This window comes from Streptomyces sp. NPDC058326 (assembly GCF_042879855.1).
Taxonomy (GTDB): Bacteria; Actinomycetota; Actinomycetes; order Streptomycetales; family Streptomycetaceae; genus Streptomyces.
This window is the reverse complement of the sequence record NZ_JBHVZO010000015.1, coordinates 88,753-112,125: the sequence shown is the minus strand read 5'-3', so window position 1 is coordinate 112,125 and position 23,373 is coordinate 88,753. Positions and strand designations below refer to the sequence as shown.

General features: G+C 74.1%; 20 protein-coding genes and 2 pseudogenes. 9 read left to right on the top strand and 13 right to left on the bottom strand.

What is annotated here, in order from left to right; all coding sequences use genetic code 11:
- Positions 1 to 70: 70 nt before the first annotated feature.
- Together ACFVYX_RS25520 and ddaH are read right to left on the bottom strand one after the other, a co-directional pair.
- Positions 71 to 535 (bottom strand): hypothetical protein, encoded by a 465-nt coding sequence (locus ACFVYX_RS25520; protein ID WP_389683800.1) that lies wholly within the window; start codon positions 533 to 535, stop codon positions 71 to 73.
- Positions 536 to 626: 91 nt separating this feature from the next.
- The gene (gene ddaH / locus ACFVYX_RS25515) at positions 627 to 1,457 is read right to left on the bottom strand and encodes a dimethylargininase (protein ID WP_389683799.1); all 831 of its coding nucleotides are present in this window, start codon (positions 1,455 to 1,457) and stop codon (positions 627 to 629) included.
- Between the two features lie 155 nt (positions 1,458 to 1,612).
- Between ddaH and ACFVYX_RS25510 the strand changes: the two genes are divergently transcribed.
- Both ACFVYX_RS25510 and ACFVYX_RS25505 read left to right on the top strand, forming a co-directional pair.
- Complete coding sequence (locus tag ACFVYX_RS25510) at positions 1,613 to 2,233, top strand: TetR/AcrR family transcriptional regulator (protein WP_389683798.1); 621 nt, start codon at positions 1,613 to 1,615, stop codon at positions 2,231 to 2,233.
- Between the two features lie 103 nt (positions 2,234 to 2,336).
- Positions 2,337 to 3,116: a bifunctional DNA primase/polymerase gene (locus ACFVYX_RS25505; protein ID WP_389683797.1), complete on the top strand. Its 780-nt coding sequence runs from the start codon at positions 2,337 to 2,339 to the stop codon at positions 3,114 to 3,116.
- A 57-nt stretch (positions 3,117 to 3,173) separates the two neighbouring features.
- Here the strand turns inward: ACFVYX_RS25505 and ACFVYX_RS25500 are convergent, their stop codons facing one another.
- From ACFVYX_RS25500 to ACFVYX_RS25475, 6 genes and pseudogenes are all read right to left on the bottom strand, one after another.
- Positions 3,174 to 4,196: a hypothetical protein gene (locus ACFVYX_RS25500; RefSeq protein ID WP_389683796.1), complete on the bottom strand. Its 1,023-nt coding sequence runs from the start codon at positions 4,194 to 4,196 to the stop codon at positions 3,174 to 3,176.
- Positions 4,197 to 4,229: 33 nt separating this feature from the next.
- Positions 4,230 to 4,980 (bottom strand): annotated as a pseudogene (gene efeU / locus ACFVYX_RS25495) (iron uptake transporter permease EfeU); the annotation flags it as partial.
- Positions 4,958 to 6,122 (bottom strand): annotated as a pseudogene (gene efeB / locus ACFVYX_RS25490) (iron uptake transporter deferrochelatase/peroxidase subunit); the annotation flags it as partial. The pseudogenes efeB and efeU, both read right to left, overlap by 23 nt.
- A gap of 168 nt (positions 6,123 to 6,290) precedes the next feature.
- Positions 6,291 to 7,178 carry a heme ABC transporter ATP-binding protein gene (locus ACFVYX_RS25485; RefSeq protein ID WP_389683795.1) on the bottom strand — a complete coding sequence of 296 codons (888 nt, stop codon included), beginning with the start codon at positions 7,176 to 7,178 and terminating at the stop codon, positions 6,291 to 6,293.
- The gene (locus tag ACFVYX_RS25480; RefSeq protein WP_389683794.1) at positions 7,175 to 8,374 is read right to left on the bottom strand and encodes an iron chelate uptake ABC transporter family permease subunit; all 1,200 of its coding nucleotides are present in this window, start codon (positions 8,372 to 8,374) and stop codon (positions 7,175 to 7,177) included. The genes ACFVYX_RS25485 and ACFVYX_RS25480 overlap by 4 nt, the downstream gene beginning before the upstream one ends.
- A complete protein-coding gene (locus tag ACFVYX_RS25475) occupies positions 8,371 to 9,372 on the bottom strand; it encodes a hemin ABC transporter substrate-binding protein (protein ID WP_389683793.1) in 1,002 nt (333 codons plus the stop codon). The genes ACFVYX_RS25480 and ACFVYX_RS25475 overlap by 4 nt, the downstream gene beginning before the upstream one ends.
- Positions 9,373 to 9,486: 114 nt before the next feature.
- Between ACFVYX_RS25475 and ACFVYX_RS25470 the strand changes: the two genes are divergently transcribed.
- The 3 genes from ACFVYX_RS25470 to ACFVYX_RS25460 all read left to right on the top strand — a co-directional run bounded on the left by ACFVYX_RS25470 (position 9,487) and on the right by ACFVYX_RS25460 (position 13,352).
- Positions 9,487 to 10,896, top strand: coding sequence for an HtaA domain-containing protein (locus ACFVYX_RS25470; RefSeq protein ID WP_389683792.1), 1,410 nt, complete (start codon positions 9,487 to 9,489; stop codon positions 10,894 to 10,896).
- Positions 10,897 to 10,952: 56 nt separating this feature from the next.
- Positions 10,953 to 12,590 carry an HtaA domain-containing protein gene (locus ACFVYX_RS25465; RefSeq protein WP_389683791.1) on the top strand — a complete coding sequence of 546 codons (1,638 nt, stop codon included), beginning with the start codon at positions 10,953 to 10,955 and terminating at the stop codon, positions 12,588 to 12,590.
- 81 nt (positions 12,591 to 12,671) lie between these two features.
- On the top strand, positions 12,672 to 13,352 hold the full coding sequence (locus ACFVYX_RS25460; protein WP_389683790.1) for a PhzF family phenazine biosynthesis protein: 681 nt from the start codon (positions 12,672 to 12,674) through the stop codon (positions 13,350 to 13,352).
- A 93-nt stretch (positions 13,353 to 13,445) separates the two neighbouring features.
- On the opposite strand, the gene ACFVYX_RS25455 is transcribed toward ACFVYX_RS25460, so the two are convergent.
- Positions 13,446 to 14,096: a heme oxygenase (biliverdin-producing) gene (locus tag ACFVYX_RS25455; protein ID WP_389683789.1), complete on the bottom strand. Its 651-nt coding sequence runs from the start codon at positions 14,094 to 14,096 to the stop codon at positions 13,446 to 13,448.
- Positions 14,097 to 14,210: 114 nt separating this feature from the next.
- Positions 14,211 to 15,068 carry a type I methionyl aminopeptidase gene (map, locus tag ACFVYX_RS25450; RefSeq protein WP_389683788.1) on the bottom strand — a complete coding sequence of 286 codons (858 nt, stop codon included), beginning with the start codon at positions 15,066 to 15,068 and terminating at the stop codon, positions 14,211 to 14,213.
- 61 nt (positions 15,069 to 15,129) lie between these two features.
- Between map and ACFVYX_RS25445 the strand changes: the two genes are divergently transcribed.
- Positions 15,130 to 15,360 (top strand): hypothetical protein, encoded by a 231-nt coding sequence (locus tag ACFVYX_RS25445; protein ID WP_389683787.1) that lies wholly within the window; start codon positions 15,130 to 15,132, stop codon positions 15,358 to 15,360.
- 167 nt (positions 15,361 to 15,527) lie between these two features.
- Here the strand turns inward: ACFVYX_RS25445 and ACFVYX_RS25440 are convergent, their stop codons facing one another.
- Together ACFVYX_RS25440 and ACFVYX_RS25435 are read right to left on the bottom strand one after the other, a co-directional pair.
- Positions 15,528 to 16,895, bottom strand: a complete 1,368-nt coding sequence (locus ACFVYX_RS25440; RefSeq protein ID WP_389683786.1) for an MFS transporter — start codon at positions 16,893 to 16,895, stop codon at positions 15,528 to 15,530.
- An 86-nt stretch (positions 16,896 to 16,981) separates the two neighbouring features.
- Positions 16,982 to 17,584: a hypothetical protein gene (locus ACFVYX_RS25435; RefSeq protein ID WP_389683785.1), complete on the bottom strand. Its 603-nt coding sequence runs from the start codon at positions 17,582 to 17,584 to the stop codon at positions 16,982 to 16,984.
- Between the two features lie 103 nt (positions 17,585 to 17,687).
- Between ACFVYX_RS25435 and npdG the strand changes: the two genes are divergently transcribed.
- A complete protein-coding gene (gene npdG / locus ACFVYX_RS25430; protein ID WP_389683784.1) occupies positions 17,688 to 18,386 on the top strand; it encodes an NADPH-dependent F420 reductase in 699 nt (232 codons plus the stop codon).
- Positions 18,387 to 18,463: 77 nt separating this feature from the next.
- The gene (locus tag ACFVYX_RS25425; RefSeq protein ID WP_389683783.1) at positions 18,464 to 18,649 is read left to right on the top strand and encodes a hypothetical protein; all 186 of its coding nucleotides are present in this window, start codon (positions 18,464 to 18,466) and stop codon (positions 18,647 to 18,649) included.
- Here the strand turns inward: ACFVYX_RS25425 and ACFVYX_RS25420 are convergent.
- Complete coding sequence (locus ACFVYX_RS25420; protein WP_389683782.1) at positions 18,646 to 19,440, bottom strand: site-2 protease family protein; 795 nt, start codon at positions 19,438 to 19,440, stop codon at positions 18,646 to 18,648. The genes ACFVYX_RS25425 and ACFVYX_RS25420 overlap by 4 nt on opposite strands.
- A gap of 139 nt (positions 19,441 to 19,579) precedes the next feature.
- On the opposite strand from ACFVYX_RS25420, the gene ACFVYX_RS25415 reads away from it, so the two are divergent.
- Entirely contained in the window at positions 19,580 to 23,365 is a 3,786-nt protein-coding gene (locus ACFVYX_RS25415) for a BTAD domain-containing putative transcriptional regulator (protein ID WP_389683781.1), read from the top strand.
- Positions 23,366 to 23,373 lie beyond the last annotated feature (8 nt).

The window sequence follows — 23,373 nt, the reverse complement described above, 5'->3', positions numbered from 1 at the left end:
CGGGTCGCCGAGGCCTGAGGGGCCCGTGCGACGGCCGCGGGTCGGCGAGGCAGGAGGCCCGTCAGCCGTCTCACGGCGAGGAGCGCGCCGGTCGGTCGACGTCCGGGACAAGGCCCTCCCGGACGTCGGCGCGGAGGCCGGCCTGCCAGACGGTGGGGTCGCACTTCGGGCCGTTGGGCGTGGACTTCCGCAGGGTGACCTCCGTGGTGCGGTCGTAGACCGTCCGGCCGGAGGCCGGGTCGGTCACCCGGAGACGCACGGTCGTCCGCTGCTCCCCCGTGGCCTCGGGCAGGGGCACGGTGAAATGGCCGACGGGCTCGGGCGACCCTGTGGTGCGAAGCTCCCGGCAGGCCTCGTCGACGCAGAGCCGGTAGTGGGCGCCCGCGGCGAAGTCCGTCGGCCGGTAGACGACGCTCACCCCGGACTCGGCGCCGATCAGGGTGCACACCTGGCGGTCCCCGCGCTGGCAGCCGGTGGCCGCCGACAGGACGGCGACCATGGCCACGGCGTACCGGAACGTGCCGCGCGTACGCATCGAGAACGCCCCCCTGACGTCACGTCTCCGTGTATCAGGGGGACTCTACGGAGGCGGCGCGGGGGAGTCGACCCCCCCTGAACCGCGAGGCCTACGGCCGCAGCTCCTGGGTGCAGCACTTCACGCTGCCGCCGCCCTTGAGCAGTTCGCCCAGGTCCATGCCGATCGGCTCGAAGCCCCGCCGGCGCAGGGGGGCGAAGAGGCCCACGGCCGCCTGCGGCAGCAGGACGTGGTGGCCGTCGCTCACCGCGTTCAGGCCGAGGGCCGCCGCGTCCTCGGCCGTCGCGATCAGGGCGTCGGGGAAGAGCCGGGCGAGTACCGCGCGGCTGCCGGGGGAGAAGGCGTCCGGGAAGTACATGACCTCGTCGCGGGCGTCGTCCAGGACGCACAGCGCGGTGTCCAGGTGGTAGTAGCGCGGGTCCACCAGTTCGAGACCGATGACGGGGCGGCCGAAGAACTCCTGCGCCTCGTCGTGGGAGAGCGGGCTGGAGCGGAAGCCACGCCCGGCGAGGATCCAGGAGGCGGTGACGGCGAAGTCGCCCTCGCCCTCGTTGACGTGCTCCGGGACCCGCAGGGTGTCGTCCGCCCAGCCGTTCCGGCGGAACCAGGCCAGGTGGGCCTCGGCCTCGGCCGCGCGCTCCGCGTGGGCGAACTTCGCGCCGAGGACCCGGCCGTCGACGACGGTGGCGCCGTTCGCCGCGAAGACCATGTCCGGAAGCGCCGGGTCGGGGGTGAGGAGCTCGACGGTGTGTCCGAGCGCCCGGTAGCGGTCGCGCAGGTCCTCCCACTGGGTGAGGGCCAGGGGCAGGTCGACCGGTTTCGTGGGGTCCATCCAGGGGTTGATGGAGTACGTCACCGTGAAGTGCGTGGGTGGGCACATCAGGTAGCGGCGGGGCGAGGACGAGCGCGGAGTGGGGCGCAATGAGGGCTCCTCACGGACGGGTGGACGGAAGAACCGAAGATCGGTGGACCCCATGGTCCGCCTTCCGGGCCCCGCACGCTGTGGACCGTTCGGGTGGTTCGGAACCGGCCCGTTCGGGCGAGACGTGGCGTCTCGTCCGCTGCTAGATTGGGCCCATGCCCGACCCCAAGGCCCCCGACGCCTCCCGCCGCAGCGAACGCTCCCGCCGCGCCATCTTCGACGCCGCCCTCGCCCTCGTCGCCGAGACGGGCTACGCGAAGACCACCATCGAGGGCATCGCCGCCCGCGCCGGGGTCGGCAAGCAGACCATCTACCGCTGGTGGCCCTCCAAGGCCGCCGTCCTCCTCGACGCCTTCCTCGACCTCCAGAACCGGGCCGCCGAAGCCCTGGGCGGCGACACCGGGAACGAGATCCCCGACACAGGGGACCTCGCCGCCGACCTGAAGCACGTCCTGCGCGCCACCGTCGACGAGCTGAACGACCCGGCCGTCGACGGCCCCACCCGCGCCCTCGCCGCCGAGGGCATCGTCGACGCCGAGCTCGGCGCCCGCTTCACCGAGGCCCTCCTCGAACCGCAGCTCCAGTACTACGTCCGCCGCGTCGAGGCCGCCCAGGCCGCCGGCGACATCGACCCGGACATCGACCCCCGCATCGCCCTCGAACTCCTCGTCGGCCCCCTCCACCACCGCTGGATCCACCGCACCCTGCCCCTCACCCACGCCTACGCCGACACCCTCGTCGACCTCGCCCTGAGGGGCCTCGCCCCGAGGCGCTGAGACGTTCCGGCCCACCCCGGTTCCGCACTCCGGTCACCCGAGGCGCAGGATGGTGGGACCATGGGCAGAGCCGAACGGGCGAGCATGAGGTGTGAGGGGATAGATGGGCGACGGCATCGGCCGCTACCGCGGCACGGAGAGCAAACTCGCACAGTGGCTGCGCAGGCGCCCGAAACGCACCGCGGCCGACGACGAGAACGACCGCGAGAAACTGCTCCTGGCCACCGCTGCCGCCGGGCTGCCCCTGGCCCCCGCCGCGTACCCCGTCGGCTACAGCTGCTCCTGTGAGCGGATCGGCTGTCCCACCCCCGCCCGTCACCCCGTCTCCTTCGCCTGGCAGACGCAGTCGACCACCGACCGCGCCCAGATCGAGCGCTGGGCGCGCAACGAGCCCGAGGCGAACTTCATCACCGCCACCGGCATGGTCCACGACGTCCTCGATGTGCCGCTGGCCGCCGGCCGCGCCGCCCTGGAGCGTCTCCTCGCCGAGGGCGTCGAGGTCGGGCCCGTCGCCGAGTCCGCCGACGTCGACACCCTCGGCGGCCGGATGCTCTTCTTCACCGCGACCCGCGGCACCCCCGAGGACGAGGACGAGTGGTGGCCCTGTGAGCTCGACTGCCACCCGGAGACCATGGACGAGCACCCGGGCCTCCGCTGGCACTGCCGCGGCAGCTACGTCCTCGTGCCGCCCGCCCGGCTCCCCGGGGACGAGAGCGCCCATCCGGTCGTCGCCTGGGTCCGCGGCCCCGAGCACCCGCTGCCCGACCCGCTGAACCTCCTGGAGACCCTCCAGGACGCCTGCGCCCGCCACGCGGCGGAGCGCGAGGCGGACGGGGACGGCGAGCACACGGCCCACGAGATCGCCTGGCCCCTGACCCGCTGACGGGGACCCCCTGGGGGCGGGGCCCTGAGGGACCCCCTGACGGCTGCCCCCGTGGTTCTACGAGCCCTCCGCGCCCACCACGCCCTGGAGCCGGCCCTTGACCGAGACGCCGTCGCGGTCCGTGCCCGCCGGCTTCACCAGCGCCGCCTGGCTGGACACCCACTCCTTGGTGACCGTGTTCTTGATCTCGCCGGTCAGCAGCGCCTTGACGCCAGGGGCGACCTTCGGCCGGTAGCCCGGCGCCGCCGTCTGCCGCTCGAAGAACCGGGTGGCGAAGAAGACGAGCGCGCCGCCGTCCTTCGTCCGCAGCCCGAGCGGCGCGAAGTCGCCCTGGTCGGTGGCGCGGTCGAGGTACTGGGTGGCGAGCCCCGGCCGCTTGGCCGCCTTCTGCCGCTGCTCCCGCCACAGCGTCGTGTGCGGGCCGGCCCCGAACTGTCCGGGCTTCCCGTCCTTCAGGAACGAGGCGTACTGCTCGCCGAGGTCCTCGGGTGCGACCGCCAGCGTCCCGGTGTCCGCGGCGACCGGCACCGCGTACCCCTCCTCCTCGGCGAACTCCGGCACCTCGGCCGGGTCGAGGACCACCAGGTGGGCGACCTCCCACAGCTGCTCGGGTCCGTTGCGTACGAAGACCAGGAGCCAGCGCCGCTCGGCGGCGCCCCGGTTGGAGTCGGCGTCCGCGAGGAACCAGCGCGGCCAGCCCGCCTTCCGGGGCAGCACGAACCGCGCGTCCGAGAGTTCGAGGGGCTTGTGGTCCGGGTTGCCGCCGGGGTCGGTGACCGCCCGTGCCCGCAGACCCGCCTGGTTGATCTCCCCGAGCGGGCCGGTCACCCGGCCCGCGTCCAGGGCCGGGTCGTGGGCCTTGTCGGCCCGGTTGTAGGCGTTCGTGAAGTCCGCGAGCGCCCTCGCCGCCTCGGCCTCCGTCGCCGGCGGCAGCAGGGCGAGCTCGCCGTGCACCGTCACACAGCCGCTCGCCGTCAGCGCCAGGACGGTCGCCGCCGCCGTGGCCGCGAGGAACCTCGCCGGCCGTGCCGCCGGCCGCTCAAGCGGTCTCGGCGCTCGCCTCAGCCTCAGCCTTCTCATCGGTCGCCTTCTGCCTCTTCACCCGCACGGACGGACCCGACCCTATCGGGGCCAGGAACAGCGCGAGCGCCGGGACCAGATACAGCGCCCACACCGTGACCTGAAGGACCGTCGGGTTCGGCTGGAAGTCGAAGACGCCCTTGAGGAGCGTGCCGTACCAGCTGTCCGGCGGGATCGTCGCCGAGATGTCGAAGGCCTTGTCCGCGAGGCCGTCGAGGAAGCGGGCCTCCTGGAGGTCGTGCACGCCGTACGCGAGGACGCCCGCCGCCACGACCAGCATCCCGCCGGTCCACGTGAAGAACCTCGCCAGGTTGATCCTCAGCGCCCCCCGGTAGAACAGCCAGCCGAGCAGCACCGCCGTGAGCAGCCCGAGGAGGACCCCGGCCAGCGGCGCGTACGTGCCGTCCGTGCCGCCCGAGGACGCCGCCCGTACCGACGCCCACACGAAGAGCGCCGTCTCCAGGCCCTCCCGGCCCACCGCGAGGAAGGCGGTGGCGACCAGCGCGCCCGTGCCCGTCTCCAGAGCCGCGTCGAGCCTTCCGTGCAGCTCGGCCCTCAGGTTCCTGGCCGTCCGCTTCATCCAGAAGACCATCCAGGTCACCAGGACCACCGCGAGGACCGACAGCGAGCCGCCGAGCAGCTCCTGCGCCTCGAAGGTCAGCTCCTGCGAGCCGAACTCCAGGCCCGCGCCGAAGGCGAGGGCGATGCCGACGGCCACACCGATGCCGATCCAGACCGGCTTCAGCGCGTCCCGCCGACCGGTCTTCACCAGGTAGGCGATGAGAGGTCTGCACCAGCATGAAGCCGGTCCGCACGTCCTTCTGGTACGCCAGGAAGAACAGGCCCGCGTCGAGCCGCCCGAGCCCGTTCGTGCCGTCGGTGAAGGAGTAGCCGCGCCGCAGGAGCGTCGCCCCGCCGAGGGTGTCCGGGTGGGCGAGCCGGACGTGCGCGTCCGGCTTCATCGCCTTCAGGAACGGCTCGTCGTGTTCCGCCGCCCTGCCGACCGGGGCGCCCTCGCGCTTGTCGCGGCCGAAGATGCCCTCCTGCTCGGCGAGCGGCGTACGGTCCCAGGTCTCGACGTTCATCCGGATGCGCCGGGCGGCGAGGTACGAGCCGCCGTCCATCCAGGCGGCCGCGCCCTCGGCGTCCTTCCCCGAGACCCACACGTGCTTCGCGAGCCGCTCGGTCTCGGTGCCCGCGATGTTGCGGGTGCCGTCCTTGAAGCCGAAGAGGTTACGCGGGGTCTGGGCGTCCGGGGTCGTCGACGACGTCCTGCCGAAGCCCAGCTGCGACCAGCGCACCGCGACCTTGCCGAATCCGATCCGCGCCAGGTTCCGGACGGCGTGCACGGCGACCTGCGGGTCGTCCGCGCACGCCTGGACGCACAGGTCGCCGCCGCTGCGCGCCGGATCCAGGTTGTCGCCCGGGAACCTGGCAGCTCCATCAGGGCCCCGGGCCGCTTGTCCTTCAGCCCGAAGCGCCCGTCGAAGAGCGTGGGCCGAAGCCGATCGTGAGGGTGAGACGGGACGGCTTCAGACCCAGGGCCTCGCCGGTGTCGTCGGGCGGTGCCTCCGGCAGCCCGCCGTAGGCGCCGCCGCCGACCTCGGCGCCGGCCGTCAGACGCTCGGCGGCCCGCGTCCAGTCCTTGAGGAGCTGGACGAGCTCGGCGCGGTCCTCCGTCTTCACGTCGAAGGCCGCGAAGTGCAGCCGGTCCTGCACGGCGGTGGCGATGCCGGCCTGGTGCGGCCCGTAGAAGGGCACGGCCCCGCCGCTGTCGGCGACCGGCGCGGTGGTGTCCCCGCCGCGGGTCAGCGCGACGGCGCCGCCGGCCGCGGCGGCACCGAGCGCGATCCCCGCGCCGCCCAGGGCGATGACCGTACGGCGGGAGGGCGCGGCGGCCCCGGCTTCCCGGTTGTCCTCGGACATGTCCCCGTCCATGGCTGTCCCGACTGCCCGACTGCCCGACTGCCCGACTGCCCGACTGCCCGACGGCTGCCGAGGCTTACCTGAGTCGTACCCGTCCGTCCAGTGATCCGGCTCTCACCTCGAACGGCCCGGACACGGCGAGGTCACAGGGAGTCCAGGGGGCTCTCATCACCTGGTCAAGGGCCGGTCAAGGGCGGCGATTCGTCCCGTTCCGTGGCGCACCGGTACGACGAGGGGAACCCCGGTCCGTGGATGCGGGAACACGTCCACCGGCTGCCGGTACACCCGGCTCAGCAACTCCGCCCCGAGCACCTCGGCGGGCGGGCCGGCCACCGCGAGCCGGCCGTCGTGCAGCACCCCGACCCGGTCGGCGTGGGCCGCCGCGAGCCCCAGGTCGTGGAGCACCACCACCACGGCGTCCCCGGCGGCCGCCCGTTCCCGGCAGACCCGCAGGACCAGTTCCTGGTGGCGCAGGTCCAGGGCCGCCGTCGGCTCGTCGAGCAGCAGAAGCCCGGCCCGCTGGGCGAGTACGCGGGCCAGCGCGACCCGGGCCCGCTCGCCGCCGGAGAGAGCGGAGAAGGGGCGCCCGGCGAAGGCCTCGACCTCGGTGGCCGCCATCGCCCCGGCGACGGCCGCCTCGTCCTCGTCCTCCCGCTCCGTGCCCGCCCAGGGCGCCCTGCCCATCCGTACGACCTCGGCGACGGGGAACGGGAAGGAGAGCGCGGCGTCCTGCGGCAGCACCGCCCGCCTCAGGGCGAGTTCACCGGGCGCCCAGTCGTCGGCCGCCCGTCCCCCGATCCGTACCTCCCCCGCGCTCGGGGCGAGATCGGCGGCGAGGGCGGCGAGCAGCGTCGACTTCCCGGCCCCGTTGGGGCCCACCAGGGCCAGCACCTCCCCGGCCCGTACCTCGATGCCGACCTCGTCGAGCACCACCCGGCGCCCCCGGGCGATCCCGACCCCGACGGCTTCGGCGACCACGTCGCCGGGGGCCGCGGGGGAGGGCAGCGCGCGGGGGCGCCGGTTCGGGAGCAGCCCTCTGAGCCGTACGGACGTCATGCCCAACCACCTTGCCTGCGACGGGTCCTGCGCAGCAGCCAGAAGAAGAACGGGCTGCCGAGGAGGGCGGTGAGGACGCCCAGGGGAAGTTCGGCAGGGGCCGCGACCGTACGGGCCGCGAGGTCTCCGGCCATGAGGACCACCGCGCCGCCGAGCGCGCTGCCCGGCACGAGGAAGCGGTGACCCGGTCCGTTCGCCATCCGCAGCAGATGCGGGACGAGCAGTCCGACGAAGGTGATGATCCCGGCCACCGCGACCGCCGCCGCCGTGAGCAGCGCCACCACCAGGATCAGGGCGGTCCGCAGCCGCTCCACGTCCACGCCCAGATGACGCGCGGGCCGCTCGCCGAGCGTGAGCAGGTCGAGCCGGCGGGCGTAGCGGGGAGCGACGGCGAGGCCGAGGAGCGCGCACGGCAGCACGGCGAGGACCTTGGGCCAGGTGGCCTGGGCGAGCGAACCGAGCTGCCAGAAGGTGATCTGGGTGACCTGCGCGTTGTCGGCGAAGAAGAGAAAGAGGCCGATGAGCGCGCCCGCGAAGGCGTTCACCGCGATCCCGGTGAGGATCAGCGTCACCACCTCCGTGCGGCCGCCCGAGCGGGACATCGCGTACACGAGGAGCACGGTCCCGAGCCCGGCGGCGAAGGCGCAGACGGACACCGTCCAGGTGCCGAGGAAGGTGAGGCCGAGCACGATGGCGCCGACCGCGCCGACGGCCGCGCCCGCCGAGATGCCGATGACGCCCGGCTCGGCGAGCGGGTTGCCGAAGACGCCCTGCATGAGGGCGCCCGCGCAGCCGAGCGAGGCGCCGACGAGGACGGCGAGGACGACCCGGGGGAGCCGGATGTTCCACAGGACGCTCTCGGCGGTGCGGTCGAGCGCGTGGCCGCCGAGCCCGGCACGGTGCCGCACGGAGGCGAGGACGTCACCGAGCGGGATGTCGTACGCCCCGATGCCGGCGGAGAGCAGGGCGAGCAGGAGCAGGGCGGCGAGGAGGCACACGGTGAGGGCGGGGGCGGTGCCACGCCGGGGGGCCGCTTCGGCGGGGGTGGACGCGCCCGTCGGTTCCTGCTCGGCGGGGGTGGGCGCGCCCGTCGGTTCCTGCTCGGCGGGGGTGGACGCGCCCGTCGGGTCCTGCTCGGCGGGGGCGGACGCGTCTCTCGGTTCCTGCTCCGCCGGGGCCTGGTGGACGGCCGTCACTTCCCCTCCCCGTACAACTGGGTGACCAGGGACTTCAGTACCTGGTCGGTGCGCGGGCCGTAGTTGAGGAGGACGCCGTCGTCGACGGTGACGACCCGGCGGTCGGCGCCCGCCGGGGTCTCGGCGACGCCCGGGACCTTCACCAGTCCGTCGATCCCGCCGACCGAGGCGAGACCCTTGCTCATCACGAGGATCGCGTCCGGCGCGGCCTTCGCCAGGGCCTCGCTGGTGACCGGGGTGAAGTCCTTCGTCAGGCCCGACTCCTTGCCCGCGTCGACCGCTCCCGCCGCTTCGAGGAGGGAGCTCGCGCCGGACTCGGCCCCGCCGAGCAGATAGACGGCGGCCGAACCGCGTACGTACAGGAAGGCCACGCGCGGCTTCTTCCCACGGGCCGGAATCCCCTTCCGGACGGCGTCGATCCGCTCCTGGGTGCGCTTCCCGAGCGCCGTGCCGGAGTCCGGTACGCCGAGGGCCGCGGCGACCGTGTCGATCCGGGCGCCGACGTCGGCGAGCGTCTTCGCGGGCTTCACGACGAGGAGCGGGACGCCCGCGTCCCGGATCTGGGCGAGAGCCTCGGCGGGCCCCGTGGTGCTCTCGGCGAGGACGAGGGTGGGCCGGAGCGAGAGCACGCTCTCGGCCGAGACGTCGTGGGCGCGGGTCACCACCGGGAGCTTCCCGGCCTGTTCGAAGGTGGTGGTGATGTCGCGGGCAGCGACCTTCGCGCCGAGGCCGAGCGTGAAGACGATCTCGCTGAGGGAGCCGCTGAGGGGCACGATCCGCTCGGTGGAGGTGACGGTGACCGTGCGTCCGTCGGCGGAGGGGACGGTGACGGGCAGTCGGGGCGTGGCCGGGGCGGAGAGCGGCTCGACCCGGTCGGGGGTGGCGGCCGTCGTGCGGGCCGGGGTGCTCGTACCTCCGTTTCCTTCACCGCAGCCGGTCGCCGCGAGGGCGAGGGCGAGCACTGCTGTCAGCGCTCCCGCGAGGCGAGTTCTGCGCACCGGACACCGTCCTGTCGTTCGTTCTGCCGCGTTCACGAGCCGGAAGGGTTCCGACCGAAGCTCGATGTAGCTTAGGTTAGCCTTACCTTACTGACCACCCCCTGGAGGGGTTCCATGACGCTGCCCAGACCCGCCCGCGCGCTCGCCGTCACCCTCTTCGCGACCCTGCTCGCCACCCTCGTCCCGGCCGGCACCGCCCACGCGGAGACCCGCACGGTGCAGGGCGGACGGCTCGACTGGGGCATCAAGTCCTCCTTCCAGAGCTATGTCACCGGGCCCATCGCGCAAGGGAGTTACGGCCTCACCCGCGGAGCCGCCACGGTCGGCGGCAGCCAGTTCCGCTTCCACTCCGCGCAGGGCTCGTACGACCCGGCGAGCGGAACCTTCGAAGCCGCCTTCTCCGGCGGCGTCCACTTCACCGGCCACCGCACGGCGGACGGCACGTACGAGCTGGACCTCACCATCAGCCGCCCCCGGGTCCTCGTCCAGGGCGGAGACGGCACCCTCTACGCCGACATGGCGAGCAAGGCCAGGGGCAGCGGCCGCACGACCGTCACCGCCCGCGTGCCGCTCGCCACCCTGGACCTCCGCGGCGTCGACATGCGGGGCGGAGGCAGCCCCGTCTCGCTCTCCGGTGTGCCCGCCACGCTCACCGCGCAGGGCGCCACCGCCTTCGCCGGCTACTACCCGGCCGGCACCGCCCTCGACCCCGTCAGCCTCACCGTCGACGTCAGGGCGCCGAAGAAGGCCGCGCCGACCGCACCGCCGGCCACCGAGCCCTCCACCGCACGTTCCGCCGGCGCGCCAGCGCCCACCGTGAGGGCCGCCGCCGTCGACTGGGGCGTCCGCCGCACCTTCCGCGAGTACGTCACCGGGGCCGTCTCCCAGGGGAGATGGACGCTCTCCGGCGGCGCCCAGGACGGCGGCGCGCTCTTCCGCTTCCCCGGCGGCAAGGGCACATACGACCCGAAGCGGGGGACCCTCGACGCGGCCTTCGCGGGCAGCGTCCGTTTCACCGGTGCCCACCTCGACCTCACGCTCGACCGGGTCACCGTGAAGGTGAGCGGCGGCACCGGCACCCTCGGCGCCGATGTCACGAGCGCGGGGAAGACCGAGAAGGCCGTTCCGCTGGTCACCTTCGCCGCACGGGATTTCACCCCGAAGAACGGCCTCGCCGCCGTCACCGAGGCCCCCGCCACCCTCACCGAGAGCGGCGCCAAGGCCTTCGGCGGGATGTACGGGGCGGGGGCCGCGATGGACCCGGTGTCCCTGGCCGTCACCGTCGGCACCGAGGCCCGGCTGCCCGCGCTCCCGGACCTCGGCAGCGATGCCACCGCGTCCACTGCCACGCCGTCCGCCGCCGCTTCGGAGGCCGCCCCGCGGTCCTCCGCCACGCCGGCGGCCATCTCCACCACCTCCTCCATCGGCACGTACCTCGCGATCGGCGCGGGCGTACTCGTCCTCACCGCGCTCGCGGCCCTCACCGCCGTACGCCGTCGCCGTACCGGCACCCCCACGCACTGAACACTCCCCGCGCGCACCCCTCTTCGCGCCCGCGTCCCCCTCAGGAGAACCCCGTCATGGCCACCACATCGCGCCGTTCCGTCACCCTGACCGCCGCCGTCGCCACGGCGGCCGCCCTCGGCACGGGCGCCCTCGCCCTCGCCCTCCCCGCAGCGGCCGACACCGCGGCGCCGCCCCCGGCGACGCTGAGCGACGGCACGCTGGACTGGGGCATCAAGCAGTCCTTCCGCTCCTACCTCGCCCAGCCCTTCGCCCACGGGAGGACCACGGTCGAAGGCGGCGCCACCCAGGCCGCGGGCAACGGCGTTTTCACGTTCGTCGAGGGCACGGGTACGTACGACACGACCACCCACGCCACCGCCAACTCCTTCAAGGGCGGAGTCCACTTCGAGGCCCACTCGGGCGCGCTCGACATCCGGATCTCCGACGTCAGGCTGTCGACGAGGGGCACGGCGGCGCCGTCAGGCGAGATCACCGCCGACGTCGTCACCAAGGAGAAGGACGGCTCCTTCCGCACCCGTGAGGACATCGCCCTCGCCGCGCTCGACATGACCGGCATCCGGCCGGGCCAGGGGGCAGGCGGCGCCATGGTCTTCAAGGACATACCGGCGAAGCTGACCAAGGACGGCGCGGCGGCGTTCGCGGGCTTCTACAAGGAGGGCGACGCGCTCGACGCGGCCACGCTCACGGTGAAGGCGGGCAGCAGGCCGACGACGGCACCCCCGGCGACCACGCCCCCGCCGACGGCGACCACGACCACCCGGCCCCCGACGGTGCCCTCGACTGCGCCTACGACGACTGCGCCCTCGACTGTGCCTACGACGACTTCGCCGACCGCTACCGCCACCGCCACCGCCCCCGTCACCACCGCCACCGCGCCGACGGCCGGCCCCTCCGGTGTTCTCGACGGCAAGCTGACCTGGGGGGTGAAGCAGAGCTGGCAGAAGTACGTCGGCGACATCTGCGGCGGCACGGTCACCCCCTCCGGCGGTGCGGAGAGGAACGGCTCGTCCTACGACTTCGGCTTCGCCAAGGCCGACCTCGACGCGGACGCCCGCAAGGTGGAGGCGGCTTTCAGCGGCCGGCTCGCCTTCGTCTGCGCCGCGCACGGCATCCACTGGACCATCGGCGATGTGAAGGTGAAGGCGGCGGGTGCCACCGGCACCCTGACCGCCGACGTCACCACCGCCACCGGCACCCGGGACGACGTGGCCCTCGTCGGCCTGGACCTCTCGAACGCCGACTGGACGGCCGAGCGGGGCGTCGTCACCCTCACGGACGTTCCGGCGAGGCTGACGGCGGACGGCTCCGCCACCTTCGTCGCCCCGGGCGGTCAGGGCGGGTACGCCCCCGGCACCGTCATGGACCCGGTGACCCTCACGCTCGCGGCCGGCCGGGACGCCACGCTGCCCCCGGCCTCCGGCGGCCCGTCCGCGACGGTGGGCTCCGGCGGAACCGGCACGGCCGGAGGCTCCTCCACCACGGGCGGAGGCTCCTCCACCACGGGCGGAGGCTCCTCCACCACGGGCGGCGCGGGGACGGTCGGCGGAACCGGTACGGCCGGGGGCTCCGGCGCCCTCGCCGCGACCGGCTCGGGCACCCCGACGGGCCTCCTGCTCGGCGCCTCCGGGCTGTTCGCCGCCGCGGGCGGGGCCGTCGTCATCGCCGCCCGCCGCCGCGCGATGGATTCCTGAGCCACCCGGACCACGGCAGGGCCGCACCCGATCGGCGGATGCGGCCCTGCCGCCATGTCGCGGAATGGTTCAATTTCTGCCATGAACACGACCGCCACTGACATCGCCACCGACATCGACGTCCTCCGGGTCTTCTGCGCGGGCGACGGCCGGTACGGCAACGCGCTCGGAGTCGTACGGGACGCCCGTACCCACCCCGACGAGTCCTCCCGGCAGGCGCTCGCCAAGGAACTCGGCTTCAGCGAGACGGTGTTCGTGGACGACCCGGAGCGCGGGATCGTCGACATCTACACTCCCGGCCTCAGGCTCCCGTTCGCCGGACACCCGCTCGTCGGCGCCGCCTGGCTCCTCGACCTGGAGGTCGTGTGCCCGCCCGTCGGCGAGGTGTGGGTGCGCGGCGACGGGGAGTTCACCTGGATCGAGGCGCGCGCCGAGTGGGCCCCGCCGCGGACCCTCCGCCAGTACGGCTCCGCCGCCGAGGTGGACGCCCTCGACGTGCCCGAGCCCGGTGAGTGGATCTACGCCTGGGCCTGGGAGGAGGAGGCGGCGGGCCGCGTCAGGGCGCGGGCGTTCCCGGGGCGCGGGGACGGCATCGACGAGGACGAGGCGACCGGCGCGGCGGCGCTGCTGCTCACGGCAGAGCTGGGACGGGCCCTGAACATCACCCAGGGCCGCGGGTCGCAGCTGCTCACGGCCCCCGGCCCCGACGGCATCGTGGAGCTGGGCGGACGGGTCCGCCTCGAAGGAACGCTCACGCGCTGAACGCGCGCGCTCGGGAAGCGGGGGACGCACGCGCCCCGGAAGCGGGGGACACGCGCGCCCCGGAAGCGGGGGACGCACGCGCCCCGGAAGCCCTCACGCGCTGAGCGGGAACTCGCCTCCCAGCTGGTGGAAGACCGCGCTGTTGAAGGCGAAGGCGCGCTTGCACTCGTCGACGATCCGCTGCTTCTCCAGGTCGTCGGCGTTCACGCCGTCGAGCAGCTCCCGGTACGCCCGCTTGAACGCGGCCGGGTTGGCGATCTCCTCGAAGACGTAGAAGCGGACGCCGTCGCCCTTGCGGGAGAAGCCCCAGGCGCGCTCCGCCTTGTCGCGGATGATCTGACCGCCCGACAGGTCGCCCAGGTAACGCGTGTAGTGATGCGCCACGTACCCGGCGGGCCAGTCACGGGCGCACTCCGCGACCCGCTCGGCGTACGCGGTGGTGGCGGGCAGCGGCGTCAGCCCGGCCCGCCAGCCGGGGCCGCGCAGATGCGCGAGGTCCTGTTCCAGGGCGGCCGTGCGGAACAGCTCGGGCTGTACGAAGGGCCCGGCGACCGGGTCCTCGCGCAGCGCCTCCGCCCCCTCTTCGAGCGCCCGGTACACGAACCAGAGCTGCTCGGTGTAGCGGGCGTAGGCGTCGACCGCCAGGCGCCCGCCGAGCAGGTCGCTCATGAAGGACGAGGTCTCCGCCTCGGTGTGCTGCTCGTGCGAGGCCGTTCGGATCAGCGTGGAGAAGGGGGTGTCCAAGGCGTGCCTCCGAGACCGATGGGACGGGAACCAGTGACGATCCTGCCAAGTTAGGCTTACCTAAGTCAACTGGTTCCCGACGTCCTGTCGGTAAGACGGTACCCACCCTGGGGGTCAGGGCAACGTGAGGATCTCGGCCCCGCTCTCGGTCACGACGAGCGTGTGCTCGAACTGCGCCGTCCGCTTCCGGTCCTTGGTGACGACGGTCCAGCCGTCGTCCCACATGTCGTAGTCGTGCGACCCGAGCGTCAGCATCGGCTCGATCGTGAAGGTCATGCCGGTCTTGATCTCGGTGGTGTGGTGGGGCGAGTCGTAGTGCGGGACGATCAGGCCCGAGTGGAAGGACGAGTTGATGCCGTGCCCGGTGAAGTCACGGACCACGCCGTAGCCGAAGCGCTTGGCGTACGACTCGATGACCCGCCCGATGATGTTGATCTGACGGCCCGGCTTCACCGCCTTGATGGCCCGGTTCAGGGACTCCCGGGTCCGCTCGACGAGCAGCCGCGACTCCTCGTCGACGTCCCCGCAGAGGTAGGTGGCGTTGTTGTCGCCGTGGACGCCGTTGATGTACGCCGTGACGTCCAGGTTCACGATGTCGCCGTCCCGCAGGACGGTGGAGTCCGGGATGCCGTGGCAGATGACCTCGTTGACCGAGGCGCACAGCGACTTCGGGAACCCGCGGTAGCCGAGGGTGGACGGGTAGGCGCCGTGGTCGCACATGAACTCGTGCGCGACCCGGTCGAGCTCGTCGGTGGTGACACCCGGGGAGATGTGCTTGGCGGCCTCCTCCATCGCCTGAGCGGCGATGCGGCCGGCGATCCGCATCCGTTCGATGGTGTCGGAATCCTGCACCTCGGGCCCGGTGTACGGGGTCGGGGCGGGCTTCCCGACGTACTCGGGGCGGCGGATGGAGCCCGGAACGGAACGATGGGGGGAGAGCTCCCCCGGTACGAGAAGCGACTGGCCAGACATGTCAGCGAGTCTAACGACCGGGTCTGGGGCAGCATGGTCTCGGAGGAAGGAGCCGACGACGATGGCCCTGTTCAAGAAGCGCACGGTGGGCAAACCGGGCGAGTGGTACTACTGCCTGCAGCACAAGAAGGTCGAAGAGGGCCCCGAGTGCCCGGCGAAGAACCGCTTCGGCCCGTACACGACGCGCGAGGAGGCCACCCACGCCATGGAGACCGCCCGCGAGCGGAACCAGGAGTGGGAGACCGACCCGCGCTGGCACGACGATGCCCGGCCGCAGGAGCCGCCGGACTAGGTTCTGTCCGTCCCCCGGTCCCGGCCCGTCCGCGCACCGGCACCGGCCGGAAGCTCTGGCCGTGACCGGGTCCGACCACGCACCGGCCCACCCGGCTGCGGGGCCGAGGTCCGGCGCGTCAGCGCGCCGGCCCCGCTCCCGGCTGGCCGGCCGAGCCGGTGGCCCGGTCAAGAGCCCGCCGTCCGGCCCGTTTCCCGCGAGCCTTCCCGCGGCGCCGGATACCGCGGGGCTGTGTCCCGCAGGGCCGCCTCCCGCTGTGCCGCCTCCTGCTGGGCCTTGCGGCGCAGTGCGTCCTCGTCCGTCCCGGAGTCGTACGTCAGGAGCTTCGGCAGCGCCAGACAGAGCAGCCCCACCGAGGCCACACAGGCCACACCGCCCGTCCAGACCGCCGCCCGGGTCCCGGTCCAGCCGGCCGTCACGCCCGCCCGTACCTGGCCCAGCTGCGGGCCCACGCTGTACGACAGCACCTCGATGCCCGCGAGCCGCCCGCGCAGCTCCTCGGGGATCGTCTGGTTCCAGATCGTGGCCCGCCCGAGCCCGCTCAGCATGTCGCCGGCGCCCGCGAACGCCAGGCAGAGCAGGACCAGCCAGACGTTCCCGAACCAGCCCGCAGCCGCGATCGCGAGCCCCCAGACGGCCGCGCCCCCGACCACGAGCAGCCCGTGCCGCCGCACCTTGGACGTCCAGCCGCTCGTCAGCCCGAGCAACAGGGAGCCGACCGAGCCCACCGCGTACATCAGGCCGAGCGACCAGTCCGCGTCGAGGTCGTCCGCGAGGAACGGGAAGATCGTGTTCGGGAAGGCGAAGAACATCGCCGCGAGGTCGATCGCGTACGTGCCGAGCAGCACCGGCCGCGACCAGGCGAACCGTGCCCCCTCCGCGATGCCCCGCAGCGAGGGCTTCTCCGCTTCCCGCGCGGGTGGCGCGGGGGAGAGGCGGCGGCACAGCAGCACCGAGACGGCGAAACCGGCGATCGTCACCCCGTACGCGGGCGCGTGACCCGCGTACGCCACGACCAGACCGGCAAGGGCGGGACCCGCGATGGCGCCGATCTGCCACCGGAGTGAGTTCAGGGCGGCCGCCGCCGTCTGCTGCTCGTGCGGGACGATCCGGGCGAGCAGCGAGTCCAGGGCCGGACGCTGGAGCCCGGCGAGCGCCGAGACCCCGGCGGCGACCACGTACAGCGGCCACAGCAGAGGCTCCGGGAGCAGCGCGTTGAGCAGCAGGATCAGGGCGAGGAGCCCGAGGCCCGCCTCGGTCGCGAGGATCACCTTCCGCCGGTCGACCGCGTCGGCGAGCGCCCCGCCGTACAGCCCGAACACCACGAGCGGCACCAGCTCGACCGCGCCCATCGCGCCGACCGCGAGCGGCGAACCGGTCAGGTCCTTGATCTGCAGCGGCAGGGCGATCATCGCCATCGCGCTGCTGAAGTACGTGACGAGCCCCTGGATCCACAGGAGCCGGAAGTCCGGGGACGAGCGCCACGGTGCCAGGTCGGGGAGCAGGGCGGAGATCTTTGCGAGGGGGGAGGACACGAGGGGTCATGTTCCGGCGTGCGGGCACCGTGGGCAACCGAAATTGGCCGTACGCCCCCATGCCGTACGCCCCCCCGGGCCGGCCGCTACCAGCGCGGCGGCGGCGGGGCCGTCAGCCGGTCCGCGAGACCCAGGAGACGGTCCCGGAAGCGCCGGGCCCCGCGCGGCGACGGCAGGCTGTTCTCGCCGGCCGCCGCGCTCACCAGGTGCTGCACCGTGTCGAGGTCCACCCCCGCGCCCTCCGCCACCGTGAGCGTCTCGTGCGCGAGCCCCCGCACCTCCTCGTCGCCCCCGTCGAGCGACAGCACCGTCGCCCCCGCCCGACGGGCGTCGTGCACCCGCTGGAGCAGCCCCGCGCCCGGCCGCCGCGGCGCCACCATCAGCAGGGTCGCCCCGCGCCCGGCCACCTCCAGACGGCCGAGGCCGACCGCCAGATGCGCCGGATCGCCCGGCCGCACCCGGTGGCGCACCAGCGTCGGCGCCAGCTCCGGCAGCCCCGACCAGGCGGCCTCGTCGACGAGGTGCGCGGCCAGGTGCCAGGGTTCGTACTCCTCCGTACCGACCAGGAGCAGCCCCTCCCGGTGCGGGACGACCGAGGACCTGAGCGCTCCCGCGAACCTGCGGGCCGCCGCCGGCCACTCCGTCCCGGCGAGCACCTCCCGCAGCAACGCGACCCGTACGGCATCCATGGGCCCGCATCCTGCACCAGAAGAAGACGGGCGTGCGGCGGGTTGCGGCGGTTCCACCCGTACGGGAGTCCCCGCGGCCCGACCGCTCGGTAATGTCGGGTCCATGACTACGACTGACAGCAAGCCCGCCCCCAAGGACCCGTGGGACCTCCCCGACGTCTCCGGTCTCGTCGTCGGCGTCCTCGGCGGCACCGGCGAGCAGGGCCGCGGACTCGCCTACCGGCTCGCGAAGGCCGGCCAGAAGGTGGTCCTCGGCTCCCGCGCCGCCGACCGCGCGCGGGACGTGGCCGCGGAGATCGGCCACGGCGTCGAGGGCGCCGACAACGCCGAGTGCGCCCGCCGCAGCGACATCGTGATCGTCGCCGTGCCGTGGGACGGTCACGCCAAGACCCTGGAGTCGCTCCGCGAGGAGCTCGCCGGCAAGCTCGTCGTGGACTGCGTCAATCCGCTCGGCTTCGACAAGAAGGGCGCCTACGCCCTCAAGCCCGAAGAGGGCTCCGCCGCCGAGCAGGCCGCCGCGCTCCTCCCGGACTCCCGGATCGCCGCCGCCTTCCACCACCTCTCCGCCGTCCTCCTCCAGGACACCTCCCTCGAAGAGATCGACACGGACGTGATGGTCCTCGGCGAGGAGCGCGCCGACGTCGAGCTGGTGCAGGCCCTCGCCGGCCGCATCCCCGGCATGCGCGGCGTCTTCGCCGGCCGGCTGCGCAACGCCCACCAGGTCGAGTCGCTCGTCGCCAACCTGATCTCGGTGAACCGCCGCTACAAGGCCCACGCGGGGCTCCGCGTCACCGACATCTGAGCCGGTCCCGGCGGAGCTGCGGGCATGGGGGACACTGGACGGGCACAGCAGCCGCACCCGGACAGGAGCCGACCCCCATGCCCCGCCTCGCCCTCTACGCCCTCGTGGTCTGCGCCCTGGCCGTCACCGCGGCCGTCGTCTCCTTCGTCGAGGGCAGCTTCCTCGGCATCGTCTGGGTCCTGCTCGCCGGCCTCTCCTCCAACATGGCCTGGTACCAGATCCGCCGCGCGAAGGCGGAGAAGACCGCCGCCGCCCAGGGCTAGACCTGGCAGAACTCCGGTGTCTCCTGCCAGAACCGGAACAGCTGCGAACCGCAGTAGCGGAAGACGTCCGGCACCCCCAGCGACCGCAGCAGCGCGTCGATCGCGTCGAAGAAGGCCCCGTTGATCGCGGGCACGAACAGCAGCGCGATCACGATGAAGAAGCCGTACGGCGCGTACGGCTCGATCTGCCGCTTCACCTTGTACGACAGCCAGGGCTCCACGATGCCGTAGCCGTCGAGACCCGGCACCGGCAGCAGGTTCAGGAGCGCGGCCGTCACCTGGAGGAACGCCAGGAACGCCAGCGCGAACCGGAACGCCGGCGGCACGCCGTCCAGAGCGTCGAGCCAGAACGGGGCCGTGCACACCAGGGCGAAGAGCACGTTCGCCAGCGGACCCGCCGCCGAGACCAGACTGTGCTTCCAGCGGCCCTTGATCCGGCCCTGCTCGATGAAGACCGCGCCGCCCGGCAGACCGATCCCGCCCATGATCACGAAGAGCACCGGAAGCACGATGCTCAGGACGGCATGGGTGTACGCCAGCGGGTTCAGGGTCAGATAGCCCTTCGCGCCCACCGTGATGTCCCCGCCGTGCAGCGCCGTACGGGCGTGCGCGTACTCGTGCAGACAGAGCGACACCACCCAGGCCGAGGTCACGAAGAGGAAGACGGCCAGGCCGGGCGAGGCGGCGAAGTCCGTCCACACCGCCCAGCCGGTGACGGCCATGACGGCGAGGATCGCCAGGAAGACGGGACTGATCCGCCGTTCGTGGCGCCGGGTGGTGGCCGTGGTCATCGCGGGAGCTCCCAGGGGACGGGGGACGGAGGGCCGAGAGAGGTGTCTGACGGGGTGTTGCCGGTCCTGATGTGCGGGAAACGTACCGGGGGACGGGGCGAGTTCCGGAGACGGGGACCGTCTCACGGAGAATGGGCCCGTGCGCTACTCCGTCCTCGGCCCCACCCTCGCCCACGCCCCCGACGGCACCGACGTGGCCGTCGGCGGCCCCCGGGTCCGTGCGCTCCTGACCGTCCTCGCCCTGCGGGCCGGCCGGACCGTGCCCGTATCCGACCTGGTCGACGAGGTGTGGCACGGTGACCAGCCGCCCGCCGACGCCGTCGCCGCGCTCCAGGCCCTCGTCGGACGGCTCCGCAAGGCCATCGGCCGGGAGCGGGTGATCTCTGCCGAGGGCGGCTACCGGCTCGACGCCCGCCGGGAGGACGTGGACGCCCGCCGCTTCGAACGCCTCGCCGCCGAGGGCGTCGCCGCGCTCGGCGCCGGGGACCCGGCGAGGGCCGCCACCCTCCTCGACGAGGCCCTCGGACTCTGGCGCGGTCCCGCCCTCGCCGATCTGCCGGACCGGGACGCGGAGGCCGCCCGCTGGGAGGCCCGGCGGCTCGACGCCCGCCGCGCCCGGCTCGAAGCGGCCCTCGCGCTCGGCGACGCGGCCACGGCCCTCCCCGAGCTGACCGCCCTCTGCGCGGCCCACCCGCTCGACGAACCCCTCCAGGCCCTGCGGATCCGCGCACTCCGGGACACCGGACGCGCGGCCGAGGCCCTCGCCGCGTACGAAGCGGTCCGCCGAGCCTTCGCCACCCGCCTCGGCACGGACCCCTCACCGGCTCTCCGAGCCCTCCACGCGGAGCTGCTCACCCCGCCCCCGACGGCACCCGCCCCCGCACGGAGCCGGGTACGGGAATCCGAGCCCGCCCCGGCGCCGCCGCCCGAGCCCGCCCCGGCGCCGCAGCCGCCGCCCGGGCAGGGGCCGGTGCCACGGCCGACGGCCGGGCCGGGGTCCGCGTCGCGGCCGTCGTCGTGGCCGCCGTCCGCGTCGCCGCAGTCGGCGTCCGGGCAGGCGCCCCTGCCGGCGTCCGGGCAGGCGCCGAGCCCGGTGTCCGGCTCCGGGTCCGCCCCGCAGCCGTCGTCCTGGCCCGCGTCCGGACACCAGCCGACGTCGTGGCCCGCCTCCGCGCCGCGGCCGGCGCCCGGACCGGCGCCGAGCCCGACATCCGGGCAGGCCCCGGCTTCCGGGCAGGCGTCCGCTCCGGGGCAGGCCCCGGCTTCCGGGCAGCCGCCCGCCCCCGGGCAGGCCCCCGCCCCCGCACCCGTGCTCCCCGTGCCCGGCAACCTGCGCGCCCGGCTCACCAGCTTCGTCGGGCGGGACGAGGAGATCGCCGCTGTCCAGAAGGACCTGCGTACGGCCCGGCTCGTCACCCTCCTGGGGCCCGGGGGCGCCGGGAAGACGCGGCTCTCGCAGGAGGCGGCCGACCGCGGGGCCGGGGCGTGGCCCGACGGGATCTGGGTCGCCGAACTCGCGGCCGTCACCGATCCGGAGGCCGTCGCCGAGGCCGTCCTCGCGGCCGTCGGTGCTCGCGAGACCGTGCTGCGCGGCGCCGGAGCCGAGGAGCTGCGGTCCGGGGGCGACCCGCTCGCCCGGCTCGTCGAGCACTGCGCCGCGCGCCGGATGCTGCTGCTCCTCGACAACTGCGAGCACCTCGTCGCGGCCGCCGCCGAACTGGCCGAGACGCTGCTCGCCCGCTGCCCCGGGCTGCGGGTCCTGGCGACGAGCCGGGAGCCGCTGGGGGTGCCGGGGGAGAGGGTGCGGCCGGTGGGCCCGCTGCTGACCGAGACGGCCCTACGGCTGCTCGGCGAGCGCGGGGCCGCGGTCAGGCCCGGGTTCCGCGTCGAGGAGGACCCGGAGGCGGCCGCCGAGATCGTGCGTCGGCTGGACGGGTTGCCGCTGGCGATCGAGCTGGCGGCGGCCCGGCTGCGGATGCTGTCCCTGCGCCAGATCGCGGACCGGCTCGACGACCGCTTCCGCCTCCTCACGTCGGGCGCTCGGACGGTACTGCCCCGCCAGCAGACCCTGCGCGCGGTCGTCGACTGGTCCTGGGACCTCCTCGACGACGCCGAACGGGCCGTCCTGCGCCGCCTCTCGGTGTTCACCGGCGGCAGCGGCCTGGAGGCGGCGGAAGCGGTATGCGCCGAAGCCGAAGCCGAAGCCGAAGCCGACACGGCCCGACCCGTCCCCGCCCCCGCCGCCGTCCCGCCCGTCCACGTCCCCCCGGCCGACGTCCTCGACGTCCTCGGCTCCCTCGTCGACAAGTCGCTCGTCGTCGCCACCCCCGACGGGGCGGCCGGAATGCGTTACCGGCTCCTGGAGACCGTCGCCGAGTACGCGGGGGAGCGGCTCGACGAGGCCGGGGAACGGGGTGCGGCCGAGCGGCGGCATCTCACGTACTACCGGGAGCTGGCCCGCCGCACCGACCCCGAGCTGCGCGGCTCCGGACAGGTCGCCGCCATCGCCCGCTTCGGGACGGAGTACGGAAACATCCGTACCGCCCTGCGCCGGGCCCTCGACGGCCGTGACGAGGACGAGGCGCTCGTCCTCGTCCACTCCCTGCTCTGGTACTGGCAGATGCGCGACCTGCGCACCGACGCCCTGTACTGGGCCAGGGCCGCCGCCGCCCTCGGCCCCGACCCGTTCGTCCCGCCCGCCGCGCCCGTCGTCCCCCTGGACGAGCCGTGCACGGCCGCGCCGCCGCCGCTCTCCGAGGAGCAGCGCTGGGAGGCCCGGCGCGGGGTGCGGCTCGTCGAGCTGATCAACATGGACCACGAGACCGGCCGCTGGACCACCCCGGAAGGGGTGCGGCGGCTCCGTGAGATGACCGCCGTCTACGAGCCCGGCCTGCCGCAGACCTGCCGGCTGCCCGGTTCGTTCGCCGTCTTCGCGGTCCTCCTGACCGGCGAGGCCGGCCGGCTGCGGGAACTCCTGGACACGACCGTCGAGGCCTGCCGCCGCCATCGCTACGACTGGGAACTCGCCAACGCCCTCCAGCTGCGCGCCAACATGTTCGCCAACCGGACCGACCTCGCGGGCGAGGCGAGCGCCGACGCAGACGAGAGCCTGGAGATCTTCGTCCGTCTCGGCGACGCCTGGGGCGCGGCGGAGGCGCTCCAGTCCCGTGCGGAGGCCCGTGAGCGGCGGCTCGAATTCGACGGCGCGGCCGAGGACTTCGCCGCCGCGATCGGCTACGCGGAGAAGATCGGCGCCCAGTCGCAGATGGCGCTGCTCCGCGCCCGGTACGCCGGCATCCTCGTGGAGATCGGGCGGGGCGACGAGGGGGAGGCGATCCTGCGGGAGATCGTCGACGGGCGCCACGGCCGGGGCCATGAACCCCTCCTCGGAGCCCGGGTGTTCCTCGGTCTGACGCTCGGCCGCTCCGGCCGCACCGCCGAGGCCATGGAGCAGCTGAACGCGCTGCGGCGGGAGTTCCGCTCCGAGACCCTCTCCCTCTTCGAGGGCTTCACGCTCGGCAGCCTGGGCTGGCTGGACGATCTCGACGGACGGTACGACTCCGCGCTCGCCCTCGCGGCGCAGGCGTACGAGCTCTCCCTCGGCGCGCTGTCGATGATGGTCGCCCCGCAGATGCCGTCGAGCCACCTCGTCGTCGCGGCCTGGGCGCTCGCCGGGCTCGGCGGGCCCGAGGCGCGGACCGGGGCCGTGCTGCTCGGGGCCAGAGAGGGGCTGCTGCCGCCGGGGCACCTGGCGGCGCCGCTGGAGCGGGAGAACCTGGAGCGGGCGACGGAGCTGGCCCGGTCCGTCCTCGGCGAGGACGTGTTCACGGCGGCGTACGCCGAAGGCGACGGCCTCTCCTTGGAAGAGGCCGCCGCCCTGCTCGGTCGCGCCGCCGACGCGATCAGTGGACGCGCCGAGTCCTGATCCCCCTG